General features: G+C 75.2%; 19 protein-coding genes. 14 read left to right on the forward strand and 5 right to left on the reverse strand.

Annotated elements, in window-relative coordinates; genetic code table 11:
* Nucleotides 1–8: 8 nt before the first annotated feature.
* The 3 genes from ASG49_RS13435 to ASG49_RS13445 are packed head-to-tail and all read left to right on the forward strand — an operon-like array spanning nucleotide 9 to nucleotide 3,605.
* A complete protein-coding gene (locus ASG49_RS13435) occupies nucleotides 9–1,109 on the forward strand; it encodes a hypothetical protein (RefSeq protein WP_056542693.1) in 1,101 nt (366 codons plus the stop codon).
* The gene (locus ASG49_RS13440; RefSeq protein WP_056542695.1) at nucleotides 1,106–2,359 is read left to right on the forward strand and encodes a hypothetical protein; all 1,254 of its coding nucleotides are present in this window, start codon (nucleotides 1,106–1,108) and stop codon (nucleotides 2,357–2,359) included. Before ASG49_RS13435 ends, ASG49_RS13440 begins: the two co-directional genes overlap by 4 nt.
* Nucleotides 2,360–2,399: 40 nt before the next feature.
* Nucleotides 2,400–3,605: a hypothetical protein gene (locus ASG49_RS13445; protein WP_056542697.1), complete on the forward strand. Its 1,206-nt coding sequence runs from the start codon at nucleotides 2,400–2,402 to the stop codon at nucleotides 3,603–3,605.
* Here ASG49_RS13445 and ASG49_RS13450 read toward each other — a convergent pair.
* A complete protein-coding gene (locus ASG49_RS13450) occupies nucleotides 3,566–4,258 on the reverse strand; it encodes an EcsC family protein (RefSeq protein ID WP_056542699.1) in 693 nt (230 codons plus the stop codon). The two genes, ASG49_RS13445 and ASG49_RS13450, sit on opposite strands and share 40 nt — an antisense overlap.
* A 48-nt stretch (nucleotides 4,259–4,306) precedes the next feature.
* On the opposite strand from ASG49_RS13450, the gene aat reads away from it, so the two are divergent.
* Nucleotides 4,307–4,978, forward strand: a complete 672-nt coding sequence (gene aat / locus ASG49_RS13455) for a leucyl/phenylalanyl-tRNA--protein transferase (RefSeq protein ID WP_056542702.1) — start codon at nucleotides 4,307–4,309, stop codon at nucleotides 4,976–4,978.
* Between the two features lie 9 nt (nucleotides 4,979–4,987).
* Here the strand turns inward: aat and ASG49_RS13460 are convergent, their stop codons facing one another.
* Nucleotides 4,988–5,326 carry a rhodanese-like domain-containing protein gene (locus ASG49_RS13460; protein WP_056542703.1) on the reverse strand — a complete coding sequence of 113 codons (339 nt, stop codon included), beginning with the start codon at nucleotides 5,324–5,326 and terminating at the stop codon, nucleotides 4,988–4,990.
* Nucleotides 5,327–5,605: 279 nt separating this feature from the next.
* Between ASG49_RS13460 and ASG49_RS13465 the strand changes: the two genes are divergently transcribed.
* Nucleotides 5,606–6,193, forward strand: a complete 588-nt coding sequence (locus tag ASG49_RS13465) for a DUF4396 domain-containing protein (protein ID WP_235562075.1) — start codon at nucleotides 5,606–5,608, stop codon at nucleotides 6,191–6,193.
* 123 nt (nucleotides 6,194–6,316) lie between these two features.
* Here the strand turns inward: ASG49_RS13465 and ASG49_RS13470 are convergent, their stop codons facing one another.
* Nucleotides 6,317–7,201: an Fpg/Nei family DNA glycosylase gene (locus ASG49_RS13470; RefSeq protein ID WP_056542706.1), complete on the reverse strand. Its 885-nt coding sequence runs from the start codon at nucleotides 7,199–7,201 to the stop codon at nucleotides 6,317–6,319.
* A gap of 92 nt (nucleotides 7,202–7,293) precedes the next feature.
* Here ASG49_RS13470 and ASG49_RS13475 point away from each other — a divergent pair, with 92 nt between their 5' ends.
* From ASG49_RS13475 to ASG49_RS13505, 7 genes are all read left to right on the forward strand, one after another.
* Complete coding sequence (locus tag ASG49_RS13475; protein ID WP_056542708.1) at nucleotides 7,294–7,527, forward strand: hypothetical protein; 234 nt, start codon at nucleotides 7,294–7,296, stop codon at nucleotides 7,525–7,527.
* 68 nt (nucleotides 7,528–7,595) lie between these two features.
* Nucleotides 7,596–8,795 carry an ATP-binding protein gene (locus tag ASG49_RS13480; RefSeq protein ID WP_056542710.1) on the forward strand — a complete coding sequence of 400 codons (1,200 nt, stop codon included), beginning with the start codon at nucleotides 7,596–7,598 and terminating at the stop codon, nucleotides 8,793–8,795.
* A gap of 19 nt (nucleotides 8,796–8,814) precedes the next feature.
* Nucleotides 8,815–9,960 (forward strand): winged helix DNA-binding domain-containing protein, encoded by a 1,146-nt coding sequence (locus ASG49_RS13485; protein WP_056542712.1) that lies wholly within the window; start codon nucleotides 8,815–8,817, stop codon nucleotides 9,958–9,960.
* Nucleotides 9,961–10,027: 67 nt separating this feature from the next.
* Nucleotides 10,028–10,612: a DinB family protein gene (locus ASG49_RS13490; RefSeq protein WP_056542714.1), complete on the forward strand. Its 585-nt coding sequence runs from the start codon at nucleotides 10,028–10,030 to the stop codon at nucleotides 10,610–10,612.
* A gap of 36 nt (nucleotides 10,613–10,648) precedes the next feature.
* Nucleotides 10,649–11,443, forward strand: a complete 795-nt coding sequence (locus ASG49_RS13495; protein ID WP_056542716.1) for a glycerophosphodiester phosphodiesterase family protein — start codon at nucleotides 10,649–10,651, stop codon at nucleotides 11,441–11,443.
* A 79-nt stretch (nucleotides 11,444–11,522) separates the two neighbouring features.
* The gene (locus tag ASG49_RS13500) at nucleotides 11,523–11,942 is read left to right on the forward strand and encodes an ATP-binding protein (RefSeq protein WP_056542718.1); all 420 of its coding nucleotides are present in this window, start codon (nucleotides 11,523–11,525) and stop codon (nucleotides 11,940–11,942) included.
* Nucleotides 11,943–12,032: 90 nt separating this feature from the next.
* The gene (locus ASG49_RS13505) at nucleotides 12,033–12,986 is read left to right on the forward strand and encodes a DUF5926 family protein (protein WP_056542720.1); all 954 of its coding nucleotides are present in this window, start codon (nucleotides 12,033–12,035) and stop codon (nucleotides 12,984–12,986) included.
* Nucleotides 12,987–13,151: 165 nt separating this feature from the next.
* Here ASG49_RS13505 and ASG49_RS13510 read toward each other — a convergent pair whose 3' ends face one another.
* Nucleotides 13,152–14,198, reverse strand: coding sequence for a DMT family transporter (locus ASG49_RS13510; RefSeq protein ID WP_369814230.1), 1,047 nt, complete (start codon nucleotides 14,196–14,198; stop codon nucleotides 13,152–13,154).
* The gene (locus tag ASG49_RS13515; protein WP_056542723.1) at nucleotides 14,084–14,398 is read right to left on the reverse strand and encodes a DUF4333 domain-containing protein; all 315 of its coding nucleotides are present in this window, start codon (nucleotides 14,396–14,398) and stop codon (nucleotides 14,084–14,086) included. The genes ASG49_RS13510 and ASG49_RS13515 overlap by 115 nt, the downstream gene beginning before the upstream one ends.
* A 114-nt stretch (nucleotides 14,399–14,512) precedes the next feature.
* Here ASG49_RS13515 and ASG49_RS13520 point away from each other — a divergent pair, with 114 nt between their 5' ends.
* Complete coding sequence (locus tag ASG49_RS13520; protein WP_156384339.1) at nucleotides 14,513–14,836, forward strand: hypothetical protein; 324 nt, start codon at nucleotides 14,513–14,515, stop codon at nucleotides 14,834–14,836.
* Entirely contained in the window at nucleotides 14,833–16,119 is a 1,287-nt protein-coding gene (locus tag ASG49_RS13525) for a putative T7SS-secreted protein (RefSeq protein ID WP_056542727.1), read from the forward strand. The genes ASG49_RS13520 and ASG49_RS13525 overlap by 4 nt, the downstream gene beginning before the upstream one ends.
* Nucleotides 16,120–16,141: the final 22 nt, after the last annotated feature.

Raw genomic sequence — 16,141 nt, forward strand, 5'->3', positions numbered from 1 at the left:
TGACCCCCATGTCGCGCCGCCGGGTCCTCGTCCACGTGGGGACGCCCAAGAGCGGCACCAGCTATCTCCAGGACCGGCTGGCGCGCAACCGCGAGCGGCTCGAGGCCGACGGGATCGACTACGTCACGACCCGGTCCGGCGACCACTTCGAGGCGGCCCTCGACGTGCTCGGCCGCCGCTGGGCCGGCGCCGAGGAGGAGGCGCGCGGGCAGTGGGACGAGCTGGTCGCCACCGCCCGCACCAGCCGCGGCGACGTGCTGGTCACCCACGAGATCCTGGCCGGCGCGGGTCCCGAGGTGGTCGAGCGGGTGCGCGGCTCCTTCCCCGACCACGAGGTCCACGTCGTGCTGACCGCGCGCGACCTGGGTCGCCAGATCCCCGCGGAGTGGCAGGAGCGCGTCAAGCACCGCGCCCGCAAGGACTACGCGTCGTACCTCCGGACGCTGCAGCGCAACTACGGCGACCAGCCGACGCCGTTCTGGCGGGTGCAGCACCTGCCGCGCATCCTGGCCACCTGGGGCGCGGGCCTCCCGCCGGAGCAGGTCCACCTCGTCACCGTGCCGCCCGCCGACGCACCGCGCGACCTGCTGTGGCGCCGGTTCAGCGAGGTGCTCGGCCTGACCGACCCCGCGTCGTACGCCGAGAGCGACCGCACCAACGCCTCGCTGGGCGGCGTCGAGGTGACCGCGCTGCGACTGATCAACCTGGCCACGAAGGAGCGCGAGCTGCCGCGCGACCCCTACGTGCGCTGGGTCCGCGAGGGCCTGGTCAAGGAGGTCCTCGCCGTGCGGTCGACCTCGCCGCCGGCGACGGTGCCGCCCGCCGCCCGCGCCCGGGTCGACGCCGTCGTCGAGGACTGGCTCGCCGAGCTGCGCACCGCCCGCGTCCACGTCGTGGGCGACCTCGAGGACCTCCGCCCGGTCTGGCCCGACGAGTCGACCACCCCGTGGTCCGACCCCGACTCCGCCGACCCGCAGCTGGTCGCCCAGCGGGTGGCCGAGGCCGCGGCCTGGCTGGCCGAGCAGGCCGGCCGACCTCCCGCCGAGCCCGCCCCGGCGATGCCCGTGCCCCCGCGGATGTCGCGGCTCGCACGTCGGTGGCTCGGATGAGCTACGACGCCGCGGTGCACGCCTGGGTGGAGCACCTCCGCGCCGGCGGCACCACCCCGTGGGACGCCCGCCGCTGGTCCCTCGCCGCCGACCCCGCCGACCCCGCCGACCCCGCGGCCCCGGCGCCCCCCAGCGCGGTCCACCTCGCGCTGCTGCACCGCCTCAACCTGGCCGGGCACGGTCCCGCACCCGCGGGGCTGGCCGAGGTGCTCCTCGGCACGCCCCGCCCCGGCCGCGGCCCCGTCGACCCGCCGCTGCCGTGGACCGACCCGCCGCGCTTCGGGTCGCCGCCGCGGTCACCCGCCGACCTCGACCCCGACCTGTTGCTGGTCCTCGCCTCGGCCGTCCTCGTCCGCCTGCTCGCCGGCACCGGCGGCGGCCGGGCCACCGACGCGCCCGCACCAGGGCCTGCGTCGCGGGGAACGGCACGACCCGCGCGACGACCGGCCCGGCGACTGGCCCGACGACTGGCCCGACGGCCGCTCGGGCGCCGCGGCTTCCGGCTCCACGGCACCCACCTCGCCGTGCGCGCGGTGCGGGAGCAGCTGCTCGACGCGGGTGCCGTCGAGGGCGGCCGGCGACCGGTGCACCTGGTGCTGGGGCAGCCCCTCGAGACGGCGCTGGCCGAGCACTGGGCGGGCCGCATCGGCCGCGGCGCCACCCTGGGCTGGGGCGCCCTGTGGCGGCGTACGACGACGGCGGACCGGCTGCCGCACCCCGTCGACGTCGACCGGCTGGCCGAGCAGGTCGCCGCCGACGAGCGGGGCCGGGTGCTGCTCGTGCTCGGCGCCGACCACGCCGCCCTGGCCGCCGCGTGCCTGGACGCGCTGGGCCGTGCGGCAGCCCCCGGGGTGGCGGCCACCGCGCCGGTCCTCCTCGCCCGCTGGGACCTGCAGCGACGGGTCAACCGGCTCGCCCCGCTCGCGCGCGGACCCGTCAGCGGCACCGACCTGGTCGCGCGCCTGCTGCCGGTGCTGCGCCGGCTGGCCCGCGAGCACGACCGGTCGACCGCGCCGGCGCCCGCGGTGCCCGAGGCCCACGCGGCGGCCGCCGCCCGGGTCGCCGACGACCTCGCCACGCGGGTCCGCGACGGCGGCTACCGTGTCCTGGGCGATCCCGGGATCCTCGCGAGGACGACCCCCGGAGGCGCCCCCGGACGCGACGGCCCCGTCGACCCGGACGCGACCCTCGACCTCGCGCTCGCCGCGTGCGTGCAGCTGTGGAGCACCCAGGAAGGACCCCGCCCGTGACCCCCGCCCCGTGCCGGCCCGACACCGCGGTCGTGCTCCCGTGAGCCGGCGGGTGCTGCTCCACGTCGGCACGCCCAAGACCGGCACGTCCTTCGTCCAGGACATCCTGTTCACCCACCAGGACGTGCTGCGCGAGCGCGGCATCCTCTACGCCGCCGAGCGGCCCGACGCGCACTTCCTGGCCGCCCTCGACCTGATGCAGCTGCCGTGGGGCGGCCTCGAGCGCGAGGCGGCCGGCACCTGGGACGCCCTGGCCGCCGAGGTGCGGGCCTACCCCGGCGACGCCGTGGTGAGCCACGAGATCCTCGCCACCGCCTCCCGGGGCCAGGCCGAGCGCGCGGTCACCGACCTCGACGGACCCGGCACCGAGGTGCACCTGGTCCTCTCGGCCCGCGACCTGGTGCGCCAGCTCCCCGCCGAGTGGCAGGAGAACGTCAAGCACCGGCGCCGCAAGACCTACGCCGCCTTCCTCGCCGACCTGCAGGACCCCGCGCGTGCCACCGAGGTGGCGCAGTGGTTCTGGGGCGTGCAGGAGCTGCCTGACATCCTCGACCGGTGGGGCTCGACGCTGCCCGCCGACCGGGTCCACGTCGTCACCGTGCCGCGTCCCGGCGCCGCCCCGACCCTGCTCTGGGAGCGGTTCGCGGGCCTGTTCGGCATCGACCCGGACGAGTTCACGCCCGGCGCTCGCGCCAACGCCTCGCTCGGGGTGCCCGAGTCGGAGATGCTGCGCCGCCTCAACGAGCGGCTGCGCCACGTGCTGCCCAACCACCACTACCGCTCGCTGGTGCGCGAGATGGTGGTGCACCGCAACCTCGCCGGCCGACCCGGCAGCTCGCGCCTGGGCCTGCCCCCCGACGCGCACGCCTGGGCCGCGCAGCTGGCGCTCGACTGGGCCGAGGAGCTCGGCCGCCGGGGCTACGACGTCGTGGGCGACCTCGCCGAGCTGCGGCCCGACGGACCCCGCCCGTTCGTCGACCCCGACGCTCCCGACGAGCACGCGGTGGCCGCCGCGGCGCTCGACGCGCTCGCGATCATGACCGGCGAGGCGGCCAAGCTGCGCGACGTCGAGGTCGAGCTCCACGAGGTGATCCAGGACCTCATGGGCCAGATCGACGCGCTCCACGCCACGCCCGGCTACCAGGCCAAGGAACGGCTGGTCGCGCTCGCGCGCCGCAACCCCGTGGCCCGGGTGGGGTACGCCGGCTACCGGCGCCTGCGCGGCAGCAGCTCGCGGTCGACGTAGCGCCCGATCCGCCAGGTGGCGTAGCCGTCGGTGCCGGCCCCCACGAGACCACCGACGACCGGCACCCGGCGGCCGACGGTGCTGGCCAGCCGCTTGCCGGCGACGCGCGTCATCAGCTCCGCCGCGACCTCGTTGGCGACCACGACGTCGAGCCGGGGGTCGTGGACGGGTGCCGTGGCCAGCGCCATCGGGGTGCCGGGGAGCTTGTGCTGGGTGACCAACGAGAGCAGCTTCTCCTCGCCCACGAGGGTGGCGAGCACCGCGTTGCGGGTGCGCGGGTCGGCGAGGTCGTAGCCGCGCAGGTGCGCGACCGCCGCGACCAGCCGGCACTGCACCATCGCGAGCCCGGCGATGTTGGCCGGCACCGCGACCGTCATGGTCACCAGCCCGCCGAGGTTGGTCACGAACCCCTGGGCCCCGGCCAGCCGCACGTGGTCCTCGATCAGCCTCGACACGGCCGCGTCCGGGTCGTCGCGGTGGGCGTCGAGCGCCTTCTCGGCTGCCATCGCGGCCCCGTCGAGCGGGCCCGCACCACGGATCGCCCGGTCCAGCGCCTGCTGCACGAAGCCCGACGCCAGCTGCGGCGCCCGCTCGGCCAGGCGCGGGCCGAGCTGCTGGTCGAGCTGGCGACCGAGGCGACTGGCGAGGCTCATGCCCGTCAGCGTACGGCGGCCCGCGCAGCCGTTTGCGACGATGGGGCCGTGCCCCTCGAACCCCCCAGCACCCCGTGGGCGTTCCCCTCGCCGGTCTCGGCGGAGAGCGACCTGGTCGCGGTCGGGGCCGACCTGGAGCCGGGCACGCTGCTCAGCGCCTACCGTCGCGGGCTGTTCCCCATGGCCGTCGACGAGCTGCCCGACCAGATGGCCTGGTGGTCGCCCGTCGACCGCGGGGTGCTGCCGCTCGACGGGCTGCGCGTCAGCCGCTCGCTGCGGCAGTCGGCCGCCCACCTGGAGGTGCGGGTCGACACCAGCTTCGCCGAGGTGCTCGCGGGCTGCGCCGACCCGTCACGACCGGGTGGCTGGATCGACGAGGCCATCGCCTCGGCGTACACCCGGCTGTTCGAGCTGGGCTGGGCCCACTCGGTCGAGACGTGGCGCGACGGCGAGCTGGTGGGCGGGCTGTACGGCGTCGCCGTCGGCGGCCTGTTCGCCGGGGAGTCGATGTTCTCCCGCGCCCGCGACGCCTCCAAGGTGGCGCTGATGGGCCTCGTCGACCTGCTCCGCGACGAGTACGCCGACCGCCGGCTGCTCGACACGCAGTGGCAGACCGACCACCTGGCCACGCTCGGCGTGGTCGAGGTCGACCGGCGGGTCTACCTCAAGCGGCTCGAGCGCGCCCTGGCGCTGCCGCTCCCCGCCGCGTTCGCGGGCTGAGGCCCGGGGTCAGACGACCGCCGGGTCCTGCCCGGTCTCGGCGACCATCGGGCGGTCGGCGTCGGCCCAGTCGATCATGCCGCCGGCGAGGTTGACCGCCTCGAAGCCCTTCTCGCGCAGGAACGCCGTGGCCTGCGCCGAGCGGCCGCCGACCTTGCACACCACGAGCAGCTGCTGGTCCTGGGGCAGCTCCTCGAGCCGGTCCGGCACCTGGGTGAGCGGCACGTGGAGCGCGCCGTCGATGTGGCCGTGCTGCCACTCGACGGGCTCGCGGACGTCGAGCACGGTGACCCCCGCGGGCAGCGGGTCGGGCACCTGGGCGACCTCGATGGTCGGGACCTCGATCATCAGCTGGCCCTCTCTGGTCGTGGGCGCCGGCTGCGCCGCGGGCCAGCCTAGGGGGTGGGGGTCTGCGGGGCGGTGGGCGGTTTCCCAGGTGATGAACCCAGACCGCCTCTGCGCACAGGTACCTGCCCCGGCGTACGTCGGGCGCGGGGTCTCCTCGCACGGCAACCCGCCTCCTCGCACACGGTGCGACGTGTGTGCAGAGGCAGGACGGGTTCATCACCTGGGAAACCGGCTCCAGCATCACGGGATACACCCCCCGGGGGTATCGTTGGCGTCCACATGAGCGCCTCCCGCACCACCCACACCCACGGGGGCGGCCGCGCGATGGCCGCCAGCGCGACGCTGCACTGCCTGACCGGCTGCGCGATCGGCGAGGTCACCGGGCTGCTGGTCGGCACCGCCCTCGGGCTCGGGACCGGCCCGACGGTGCTGCTCGCGGTGGCGCTCGCCTTCCTGTTCGGCTACACCCTCTCGACGCTGCCGCTGCTGCGCGCCGGGCTGGGCCTCGGCGCCGCGCTGTCGGTCGTGCTGGCGGCCGACACGCTGTCGATCGCGGTGATGGAGGTCGTGGACAACCTGGTGATGGCGCTCGTCCCGGGGGCGATGGACGCCGGTCTGGTCAACGTCGTCTTCTGGGTCTCGATGCCGCTCGCCCTGGCCGTCGCGTTCGCCGCGGCGTACCCCGTGAACGCGTGGCTGCTCGCGCGCGGCCGCGGCCACGCCCTGACCCACCGCTTCCACGACGCCCCGGCCCCGACGGGCTGGCGCCGCCTGGTCCCGGCCCCCGCCACCGGCACCCTGGTCGCGGTCGTCGTCGCCTTCATGCTCGGCGGCCTGGTCGTCTCCGCGGCCGCGTCGCTGGGCTGAGGTCGCGGAGGACCGAACGGACGATCAGTTCGCGTGGCTCGTGCCCCTCGTCCCGCGTGGACCGCGGGTCCGCCCGACGAGCTGATCGTCGGTTCGGCGTACGACGCACCAGGCCGGCGGCCCCTACTTCAGCAGCCGCGACATCCGGCGGTCGGCGAGCGGCTTGCCGCCGGTCTGGCAGGTGGCGCAGTACTCCAGGCTGGAGTCGGCGAAGCTGACCGAGCGGACGGTGTCGCCGCAGACCGGGCACGCCTGACCGGCGCGGCCGTGGACCCGCAGGTTGGTCTTCTTCTCGCCCTTGAGCTTGCTGGCCTCCAGGCCGGTGGACCGCTCGACCGCCTCGCCCAGCGAGGACCGGATGGCGGCGAAGAGCACCTCGAGCTCCTCGTCGTCGAGGCTGCTGGCGGGCTTGAACGGCGACATCCTGGCGACGTGGAGGATCTCGTCGGAGTAGGCGTTGCCGATCCCGGCGATGTTGCTCTGCTGGCGCAGCACGCCCTTGATCTGGGCGCGGCCGGCCCGCTGCAGGATCTCGCGCAGGGTGTCGGGGCCGAAGTCGCCGACCAGCGGGTCGGGCCCGAGGCGGGCGATCCCCTCGACCTCGGCGGGGTCGCGGACGACGTAGAGCGCCAGGCTCTTGCGGGTGCCGGCCTCGGTCAGGTCGAGCGCGGCCTCCTCGCCCCCGTCGGGGCCGGGGCTGAGCACCACGCGCGCGGCGAGGGTGGACTTGCTGCTGGGGCGCGGCGGGGTGGCCGGCACCTCGTCGCGCCAGCGCACCCAGCCGGCCTTGGCGAGGTGGAGCACCAGGTGGGTGCCGGAGACGTCGAGGTCGAGGAACTTGCCGTAGCGGCGCACCCCGTCGACCATCCCGCCCGCCAGCGCCGTCACCGGCGGGTCGTAGGTCTTCAGGCAGCTGAAGGCGACGATGTCGACCCGGACCACGGCGCGGCCCGCCAGGCGACGCGACAGGTCACCGGCGAGGGCTTCGACCTCGGGCAGCTCGGGCACGTGTCAACCCTACTCAGCACCACCGACGTGCGTGAGGTCATCGCGCGCACGAAAGGGCTGGTCAACGCCGCTCCCGGGCGCGAGGATGAGCCATGAGCTCCGTCGTCCACCTCCCCTACGGAGCGGAGACGTACGCCGACACCCGCGGTGACGGCCGCTCGATGCGGGTCCGGTGGCACACCGAGGACGACCTGGTGGTGCTCTCGCTGTGGCGCGGCCGGGAGTGCACCGCCACCTTCCGGCTCGACGCCCACCAGGTGCCCGCGCTCATCGCCACGCTGCAGGCCGGCCTCGACGCGTCGTACGACGTGCCGCGGCGCGCCTGAGCCCGACACGCCTACCGTCCGCTAGCCACATCTACGGAAATCGCTAGACGCACCGATACCGTCGCAGCATGGACCCCGTGCGCAACCCCTACGCCCCCGGCGCCGGTCAGCGGCCTCCCGAGCTGGCCGGTCGCGACCGCGAGCTGCGGCAGTTCGAGGTGGTGCTCGAGCGGGTGGCCGCCGGCCGTCCCGACCGCAGCCTGGTGCTCTCGGGCCTGCGCGGCGTCGGCAAGACGGTGCTGCTCAACGCGCTGCGCAGCCTGGCCGTCAAGCGGGCCTGGGGCACCGGCAAGATCGAGGCCCGGCCCGACCAGTCGCTGCGGCTGCCGCTGGCCCAGGCCGTCCACGCCGCGGTCCGCGAGGTCGCCCACCGCCACCGCGACCCCGAGCGGGTCGAGGAGATCGCCGGGGTGCTCAAGGCGTTCGCGCTGCGCACCGACCTCAAGGACCGCAAGGCCGCCGGCGCCGGTCGCTGGCAGCCGCCGACCGACGTCGTCGCCGCCCGCGGCCGCGCCGACTCCGGCGACCTCGAGCTCGACCTGGTCGAGCTGTTCACCGACGTCGCCTCGCTGGCCCGCGACCTCGGCGTCGGCATCGCGCTGTTCGTCGACGAGATGCAGGACATCGCCGTGCCCGAGCTCGCCGCGCTGTGCGGCGCGTGCCACGAGATCAGCCAGCAGGGCGCCCCGCTCGTCGTGGTCGGCGCCGGCCTGCCGCACCTGCCGGCCGCGCTGGCCGCGTCCAAGTCGTACGCCGAGCGGCTGTTCCGCTACGTCGCCGTCGACCGGCTCCCGCGCGACATGGCCGAGCGGGCCTGGACGCTGCCCGCGGCGACCGAGGACGCGACGTACGAGCCGCAGGCCCTGGCCGAGCTCTACCGCCTCACCGACGGCTACCCCTACTTCGTGCAGGCCTACGGCAAGGTCACCTGGGACGTCGCGGTGGACACCCCGATCACCTGGAGCGACGTGATGCAGGCCGCCCCGGAGGCCGAGGCCGAGCTGGCCGTGGGGTTCTTCGGGGCCCGCTACGACCGCGCCACCCCCGCCGAGCGCGACTACATGGTGGCCATGGCCGACCTCGGGGAGGGCACCGGCGACGCGGCCGTGACCACCGCCGACGTGGCCCGGCTGCTCGAGCGCAAGCCGCAGTCGCTCTCCCCCGCCCGCGACGGCCTGATCAAGAAGGGCTTGGTGTTCAGCGCCGAACGGGGCACCGTGGCCTTCACCGTGCCGCACTTCGGCAAGTTCCTGCGCGCCCAGCGCTGAGTCGTCCCGGAGGGCCCCGATGTCGCTGACCTGGGACGAGCTGGCCGGCCGGGCGCTGGCCCGGCAATTCCCGGCGGCGCCGGCACGCGACCCCGCCGCGGTGGCCGACGCCCTGGCCCGGGTCGGGCCGGTGCAGTCGCAGACGGCCCGGTCGCCCTTCCTCGGCCTGGCCGCCCGGCTGCCCGGAGTCGAGCACAGCGCGATCACCGCGGCGTACGACGCCCACCTGGTCGTCCGCGGCTCCAACCTGCGCGGCACCGTGCACACCTCGACCGCCGCCGACCACGCGCTGCTCGAGGTCGCCACCCGCACCGGCCAGCGGGCGCTTTGGGCCCGCTACCTCCGGCTGGAGGACACGACGCTGGAGCAGGTGTGGGCGGCGCTGGAGGACCACGCCCGCGAGGAGTGGCGGACCCCGGCCGAGCTCGGGGCCCACCTCCGCGCCTGGGTCGCCGAGCACGACCCCGGCGCCGCGCCCCGGCTCGACGACACCCAGGGCCGCTACCTCGCCTTCGGCCACGGCGGGCTCGTGCGCCGCCCGCTCACCGGCGGCTGGGAGGGCCAGGGCAAGCCCGTCTACCGCACCGCGACGGCGCTGCTGGGCCCCCGCGACGACGTGCTGGACGATCCCGCCGCCGCCCTGGACGCGCTGGTGCGCCGCCACCTGTCGTGCCACGGCCCGGCGAGCCGCCAGGACCTCGCCTGGTGGGCCGGGCTCGGGCTACGGGTGGTCGACGCCACCCTCGCCCGTCTCGCCGAGGACGGCGCGACCGAGCAGGAGGAGGGACCGGACGGCCGGACCCACCACGACCTGACCGACGCCCCGGGGCCGGTCGACCTGCCCGGCGTACGCCTGCTGCCGGAGTTCGACGCCCTGATGTGCGCCTACGAGCCGTCGGCCCGGGTCAGGTTCGCCACCCCCGAGCACCTCGCGCGGCTCTGGCACTCCGAGAACGGTCTCGTCGACGCCCCGCTGCTCGTCGACGGTCGGCTCACGGGCGTGTGGCGGCTCGCGGGCAGCGGTCGGGCGCGGCGGTGCGAGGTGCGGTGGTTCGCGGGCACCCGCCGGCCGCGTCGCGCCGAGGTGGAGGAGCAGCTGGAGCACCTGCAGCGGGCCTACCCCGTCGAGGTCACCGCCCTCGACGTGGCCCGGGAACAGGGCTGAGGCTTCGGGGTCGTCGGTGGTCGGTCGCAGGATGGGGCGACCGAGACCCCGAGCCGAGGAGGCCCCCGTGTTCCCACCCGACGAGCACAGCGAGAGCGAGACGCTGCTCGGCTACCTCGCCTCCCAGCTCGAGGCGCTGCGCACCAGCGCCCACGGCCTCACCGACGCGCAGGCGCGCGCGACGCCGACGCGCAGCACGCTGTCGGTCGGCGGGATGCTCAAGCACGCGACCTACGTGCTGAGCGGCAGCGCCCAGGTGGTGGAGGGCGTCGAGATCACCGAGGAGGCCCAGGCCGACTTCGCGGGCAGCTTCACCCTGACCGACGACGAGACGCTCGAGGAGGTCCGCGGTCGCTTCGACGAGACGGTCGCGGCCTACCTCGAGCGGGTGCGCTCGATCGACCCCGACGCCCCGACCGTCGAGCCGCCCGCGCCGTGGGACGGCGTGCTGCAGGCGACGCCGGTGCGCCACCGCTACCAGCTGGTCCACCACGTCGAGGAGCTCGCGCGGCACGCCGGCCACGCCGACATCCTGCGCGAGCAGCTCGACGGCGCCACCGCGCTCTCGCTGCGCCTCGCCGTGCTCGGGCTCCCCGGCAACGACTTCGTGCAGCCGTGGCGACCCGAGGACGGCGCGTCCGGGTCCCCCTGACCGACAGCCGCCCCCGCGCAGGTGCAGGATGGAGGCATGCCTCGCTCCCGGCCGCAGGTGGTCGCGCACCGCGGCGCCAGCGACGTCAAGGCCGAGCACACCCTGGGGGCCTACGTCGCGGCGCTCGACGCCGGCGCGGAGGCGCTGGAGTGCGACGTCCGGCTCACGGCCGACGGTCACCTCGTCTGCGTCCACGACCGCGACCTGCGCCGCATCGGCAGCAACCCCTCGGTCGTCTCCGCCACCGAGCTGGCCGACCTCGAGGCGCTCGACGTGGCGTCGTGGAAGGAGCCGTGGGCCGACCTCGACGACGAGGCCCCGATGGGCGATCCCGCGCTGGGCAAGGTGCTGACCCTGCGCCGGCTGCTGGAGACCGTGGCCGACTACGACCGCCCGGTCTCGCTGGCGATCGAGACCAAGCACCCCACCCGCTACGCCGGCCTGGTCGAGCAGCGGCTGGTGGAGCTGCTCGACGAGTTCGGCTGGACCGGCGCCGACGCCCCGGTGCGGGTGATGTCGTTCTCCTGGCTGGCGCTGCGCCGCGTGCGCCGCCTCGCGCCCGACCTCGACGTGGTGATGCTCGTGGAGAACCGTCAGCAGTGGTACCGCGTCAAGCCCTTCCTCGACGCCGACTGGATCGCCGGCCCGGGGATGGACATGGTGCGCGACCACCCCGACGTCGTACGCCGCATGATCGAGGTCCACGGCCGCCGCGTCCACGTGTGGGTCGTCAACGACCTCGTCGACGTCGACCGGTGCGCGGGCCTCGGCATCGAGGCCGTGATCACCGACCGCCCCGGGGCCGTCGTGACCCACCTGACACGGGGGTGAGTTTCGCACCGCTCCCGCGGGGGCACGATCGGACCCGAGACGCGTCCGCGACGCGCCCATCCCCGACGCGGAGGACGACATGACCACCCTCTCCCCCCAGCCCCCGGCCTCCGAGCCGGTGACGCTGGCGCTCCCCTTCAGCGCCGAGAGCGCCGCCGTCGCCCGACACCAGCTGCGCGACTGGCTGGCCGGTCACGGCGCCGGTGGCGAGCGCCTCGACGACGCCCGGCTGGTGGTGAGCGAGCTCGTCGGCAACGCCGTGCGCCACGCCCGGCCGCTGTCCGACGACACCCTGCGGGTGGAGTGGGACCGCCACGACGCCGGCCTCGACATCGCCGTCACCGACGGCGGTTCGGTGAGCAGCCCTGAGCGCCTCGACGCCGCGGTCTCCGACCTCGCCGGCCGCGGCCTGGCCATCGTCGACACCCTGGCCTCGCGCTGGTGGGTCGAGGCCACCCGGTCACGCACCACCGTGCACGCCCTCCTGACCCTGCCCTGACCCCGGCGTCCCGGACCCGTCCCGACGACTTCCGTCCACGGCGGTCTCCGGCCCGGCGCAGCCGTCGTCGCGACCGCCTAGGCTGCGGGGATGGGCAAGAAGTCACGTCAACGTCAGCGCTCCGAGGACCCGGGTCCCGCCGCTGACGGACCGGGCGCCCGGCAGCCGTGTCCCTGCGGTTCCGGTCGTCGCTACAAGGCCTGCCACGGCAGCAAGGACTCGTCCTCGCCCTACGTCGCCCGGCCCTTCGAGGGTCTGTCCGCCGAGGCCGACCTGGTGGCGCTGCGCGAGTTCGTCCCGGCCGCCACGGCACCGGTCGAGCTCGCCCCCGCGGTGGAGAACCCCGAGGGCCGCAGCGTGCAGCTGTGCTCGCTGCTGCCCGGCGCCACCCCGGCGATGGTCCGCCAGGACGGCAGCATCTGGCTCGGCCTGCAGGTGCAGCACGGCTACGGCGACCCCAGCCGCGACCTCGGTGCCGTGCTCGAGGAGGCGCTGCAGGCCGACCCGGGCAGCCTCGTCGGACTGTCGGCCCCTCCCGGGGACGGCGCCCGGCTGCAGGACCTGCTGGCCGACGCCCCGATCACGGTGACGGTGCACGAGGGCTTCGACTACTGGGTGGCCGACGTCGACGACGCGGACGGCAGCATGGCGAGCGCCCTGGAGGCGGCCAACGAGGCGGCCGCCCCGACGGTGCGCCTCACCACGGTGCCAGCGGCGTACTGGACCTCGATGGGCGACCGCGAGTACCTCCGCTGGGTGCTGCCCCACTCCGAGGACCGCGTGCTCGACGCGCTCGCGCGGCTGCGCGTGCTCGGCGACGTCTCGCTCGTCGAGGGCGACCGGCTGATCGGGATGTTCCGCACCCACGGCCTCGTCGTCCCCGTCTGGGACCTTCCCGTGGGCACGGGCGCCGAGGCGCTGGAGGAGCCCCTCGACGCCTTCTCGGCCCGGTTCGAGGAGGCCCTGGGCCGCGAGGACGCCCTGACCGGCGAGGAACGCGCCTCCCGCGCCGGTCTGGCCAGCCGTCAGCTGACGATCCGTTAGACCACGATCGCGACCGCCTCCTAGACCAATGCGGCGAAGGAGCGCGGGATCGCGGGTCCTTGTTGTGGGCACCCACCCCATGCCGTACATTCGACGTGCCCGGCCGATGTTGTCCCCCCCGTCAACACCGGCCGGGTTCTTCATGCCCAGCGGCCGACGACGCGCTCACTGGGGCGTGGGCGGCTCCGAGGCCCGGCCGATGCCGGCGATGGCCAGCACGACCAGCAGCGAGCCGACGACCCCGGCCGGCGTCAGGTGCTCGCCGAGCAGCAGCACCGCGATCAGCACGGCGGTCACGGGCTCCAGCAGCGTGGCGACGACGGCTGCCCCGCTCGGCGTGGTCCGCAGGCCGGTGAACAGCAGGGCGTAGGCGATCGCCAGCGTGAACACCCCGAGGTAGGCGATCAGCGCCCACGAGGTCGCGTCCGTCGTCACGAACGGGTCACCGCGCACGGCCGTCACCACGAGCCCGAGCGGGACCAGCACCAGGGCCGCCACCCCGACCGTCGCCGCGGTGATGGTCAGGGTGTCCAGGTCCTGCGACAGCGGTGCCGCGACGTCCGCCGAGAGGGCGTACGCCGCTCCCGACGCGAGCGCGAGCAGGATCCCCAGCGCGGGGTGGGGCGCGTTCTCCCCCGCCCCTCCGGCGAAGGTGACCAGCAGCAGGCCTGCGACCGCGACCACCACGGACACGGCCCGGCCCCCGCTGGGCGGGCGACGGTCACGGACGCCGTCGACGGCCAGCAGCAGCACCGGCGCGAAGCCGAGGCACACCACCGTGACGACGCTGACGCCGGCGAGCACCACCGAGACGAAGAACAGCGCCTGGAAGGCAGCCGTGAGCACCCCGACCGCGACCACGCGGCGCCACTCCGCCCGCGCCGCCCGCCCCACCGCCGCCAGTCGCCCGGTCAGCCCGACGACCAGGGCGAGCACCGCGACGGCGGCGATCGCCCGGTAGGCGGTGACCGTCAGCGAGCCGAGCCCGGAGCGGTCGTGGAGCACCTGGGCGCCGGGCCCGATGGTGCCCCAGACGATCCCCGCCAGGGAGACGAGCAGGAGACCGCGCCAGAGGGACCCCGACCCCGCGGCGGGTGTCAGTTCATCATCTCCTGGTCGACCTCGGCGTCGAAGTTGACCTGGCCGTCGTCGTCGACCGACGTGGTCGTCACCGTCACACCGAGCTTGTCGGACCCGGCCGTGAGCACGCAGCGCACCTCCGCGCCCTTCTCGGCCGGCAGGTCGTCGGGGCAGGACACGTCGTCAGGGGTCTGGCCGGCCTGCTCGGCCAGGAGGGCGGAGACCTTCTTCGCCAGGGCGTCACCGCTGATCGCCTCGGGCTTGGTCCCGGCCGAGCAACCGGACCCGAGCAACAGGGCCGTGCCGACCAGGGCGGCGAGCGCGTGACGCATGGTTCCTCCACGAGATGTCGGGCCTGGGCGTTTGCCCGCGGCACACGGAGGGGAGACCTTAACCTGACGGAGCGGCTCGGGGCCGCGGAACCGTGCCACACCTGGGGGGTGTCCATGTCAGGGCAGTTCGACGTCGTCACCGCTGAGCTGACAGCGGCCGCCGACAGGATCCGGAGCGCGGTCGCGCCGGTCGCCTGCTACACCCTGCCGAGCACCGGAGCCAGCGCCACCGCCGTCGGTCACGACCAGCTCGGCGAGGTGGTCACGGCGTTCTGCGAGAAGGTCGGCCAGGTGGTGTCCGCGACCGCCCTCGGTGACGAGGCGGCCGCGGGCGAGCTCGACGCCAGCGCGGCGGCGTACGACGCCACCGACGCTGCCAACCAGGCCGTGTACACCGCCATGAACCCCTTCGGCCTCCCGGTCGCGAGCCCGCGGTGAGCCTCCCCGCCGGCGCCGCGCTCGGGAGCACGTCGGACCCCAAGGCCCTCGTCATCGGCACCGCGTCGACGCTGGACCACCAGGCGCGCGCCCTGCGCACGGCCGCCTCCACCATGGAGACGGTGGGCGACGACCTCCGCGCGGTGAGGACACCGTCGTGGGAGGGGCCGGCGAGCAGCGCCTTCTGGGTGGGTTTCGCGACCGAGCCGCGCACCTGGTTCCGACTGCAGACCGTGCTGACCGACGCGGCCGCGGCGTTGTCCGACCAGGCCGCGGCGTTGCGCACGGCGCAGGACAGGGCCCAGGACGCCATCGACAGGTGGGAGAAGGGCGAGCAGGCGACCAAGAGCGCCGTCGCCGCCTACAACACCGAGGCCCGACGCCGCGCCGAGAACGCCCCCGTCCCCGGTCTGTCCCTCCCGATGGCGCCGTTCCGCGACCCGGGGGAAGCGCTGCGCGAGGAGGCCGAGGAGATCCTCAAGGACGCGCGCGACGCCCTCGACAAGGCCGGGCTGGAGGCCGCCGGCACGCTGTGCGAGCTCGGCGGCATCAGCTGGAGCGATGCGAGCGGTGAGGTCAGCGGCCCCGGGGCCGATGCCTCCGCGAAGGGCCCGAAGTTCAAGTACGGCAGGGACAACCTGTTCGGCGGCGGCAATCCGCCCTGGCAGCGACCCAACGACGGGAAGTCCAAGGCCGAGGTGACGCTGGCGAAGGTGGCCGCGGACGCCTACGTCGCCAAGCTCGAGGGCAAGGTCGAGGGCAACTACCACGGCGTCGACTACAAGGCCGGGGGCAACGTCAAGGTCCTCGACGTCGGCGCCCAGGCCAGCGCGGGCCTGACCGACGACGGCGCGAAGGCGTCCGCAGGGGTGCACGCCGACCTCGTCAACGCCCACGGGGAGACCAGCGCCGAGTACGGCATCGCGAGCGTCCAGGCGGAGGTCGATGCGTCGGTCGGAGCGAGCGCCAAGGTCGACGCCGAGGTCACGAAGACCAGCGTCCACGCCGGTGGCGAGGCGTTCGTCGGCGGCAAGATCTCCGGCTCGGCCGGAGGTGACGTCGGCGGTGTCGGCGGCCAGTTCACCGCCGAGGGGTGGGCAGGCGCCGGGATCGGAGGCGACATCGACGTCGGCTACCACGACGGCGAGTTCACCTTCGGCGGCTACGGCGGGGTGGGCCTGGGGTTCGGCGGCAAGCTGGGCGGCGAGTTCACCGTCGACCCCGGTGAGGTGCTGGAGACCGGCCAGGACCTCGTCAGCGGCATCGGCGGGCTCCTCGACTAGCCGTCGCGGTCCCGACCTCCCC

Origin of the sequence: Marmoricola sp. Leaf446, from assembly GCF_001424755.1 — a bacterium.
Classification (GTDB): Bacteria; Actinomycetota; Actinomycetes; order Propionibacteriales; family Nocardioidaceae; genus Marmoricola.

What these genes read in the sequence shown, in the direction of transcription:
- ASG49_RS13460 (WP_056542703.1), bottom strand. Translation starts at nt 5,326, where the DNA reads ATGATCGAGGTCCCGACCATCGAGGTCGCCCAGGTGCCCGACCCGCTG.
- ASG49_RS13435 (WP_056542693.1), top strand. Translation starts at nt 9, where the DNA reads ATGTCGCGCCGCCGGGTCCTCGTCCACGTGGGGACGCCCAAGAGCGGC.
- ASG49_RS13515 (WP_056542723.1), bottom strand. Translation starts at nt 14,398, where the DNA reads ATGCGTCACGCGCTCGCCGCCCTGGTCGGCACGGCCCTGTTGCTCGGG.
- ASG49_RS13520 (WP_156384339.1), top strand. Translation starts at nt 14,513, where the DNA reads ATGTCAGGGCAGTTCGACGTCGTCACCGCTGAGCTGACAGCGGCCGCC.
- ASG49_RS13480 (WP_056542710.1), top strand. Translation starts at nt 7,596, where the DNA reads ATGGACCCCGTGCGCAACCCCTACGCCCCCGGCGCCGGTCAGCGGCCT.
- ASG49_RS13505 (WP_056542720.1), top strand. Translation starts at nt 12,033, where the DNA reads ATGGGCAAGAAGTCACGTCAACGTCAGCGCTCCGAGGACCCGGGTCCC.
- ASG49_RS13450 (WP_056542699.1), bottom strand. Translation starts at nt 4,258, where the DNA reads ATGAGCCTCGCCAGTCGCCTCGGTCGCCAGCTCGACCAGCAGCTCGGC.
- ASG49_RS13475 (WP_056542708.1), top strand. Translation starts at nt 7,294, where the DNA reads ATGAGCTCCGTCGTCCACCTCCCCTACGGAGCGGAGACGTACGCCGAC.
- ASG49_RS13465 (WP_235562075.1), top strand. Translation starts at nt 5,606, where the DNA reads ATGAGCGCCTCCCGCACCACCCACACCCACGGGGGCGGCCGCGCGATG.
- ASG49_RS13485 (WP_056542712.1), top strand. Translation starts at nt 8,815, where the DNA reads ATGTCGCTGACCTGGGACGAGCTGGCCGGCCGGGCGCTGGCCCGGCAA.
- ASG49_RS13500 (WP_056542718.1), top strand. Translation starts at nt 11,523, where the DNA reads ATGACCACCCTCTCCCCCCAGCCCCCGGCCTCCGAGCCGGTGACGCTG.
- ASG49_RS13495 (WP_056542716.1), top strand. Translation starts at nt 10,649, where the DNA reads ATGCCTCGCTCCCGGCCGCAGGTGGTCGCGCACCGCGGCGCCAGCGAC.
- ASG49_RS13440 (WP_056542695.1), top strand. Translation starts at nt 1,106, where the DNA reads ATGAGCTACGACGCCGCGGTGCACGCCTGGGTGGAGCACCTCCGCGCC.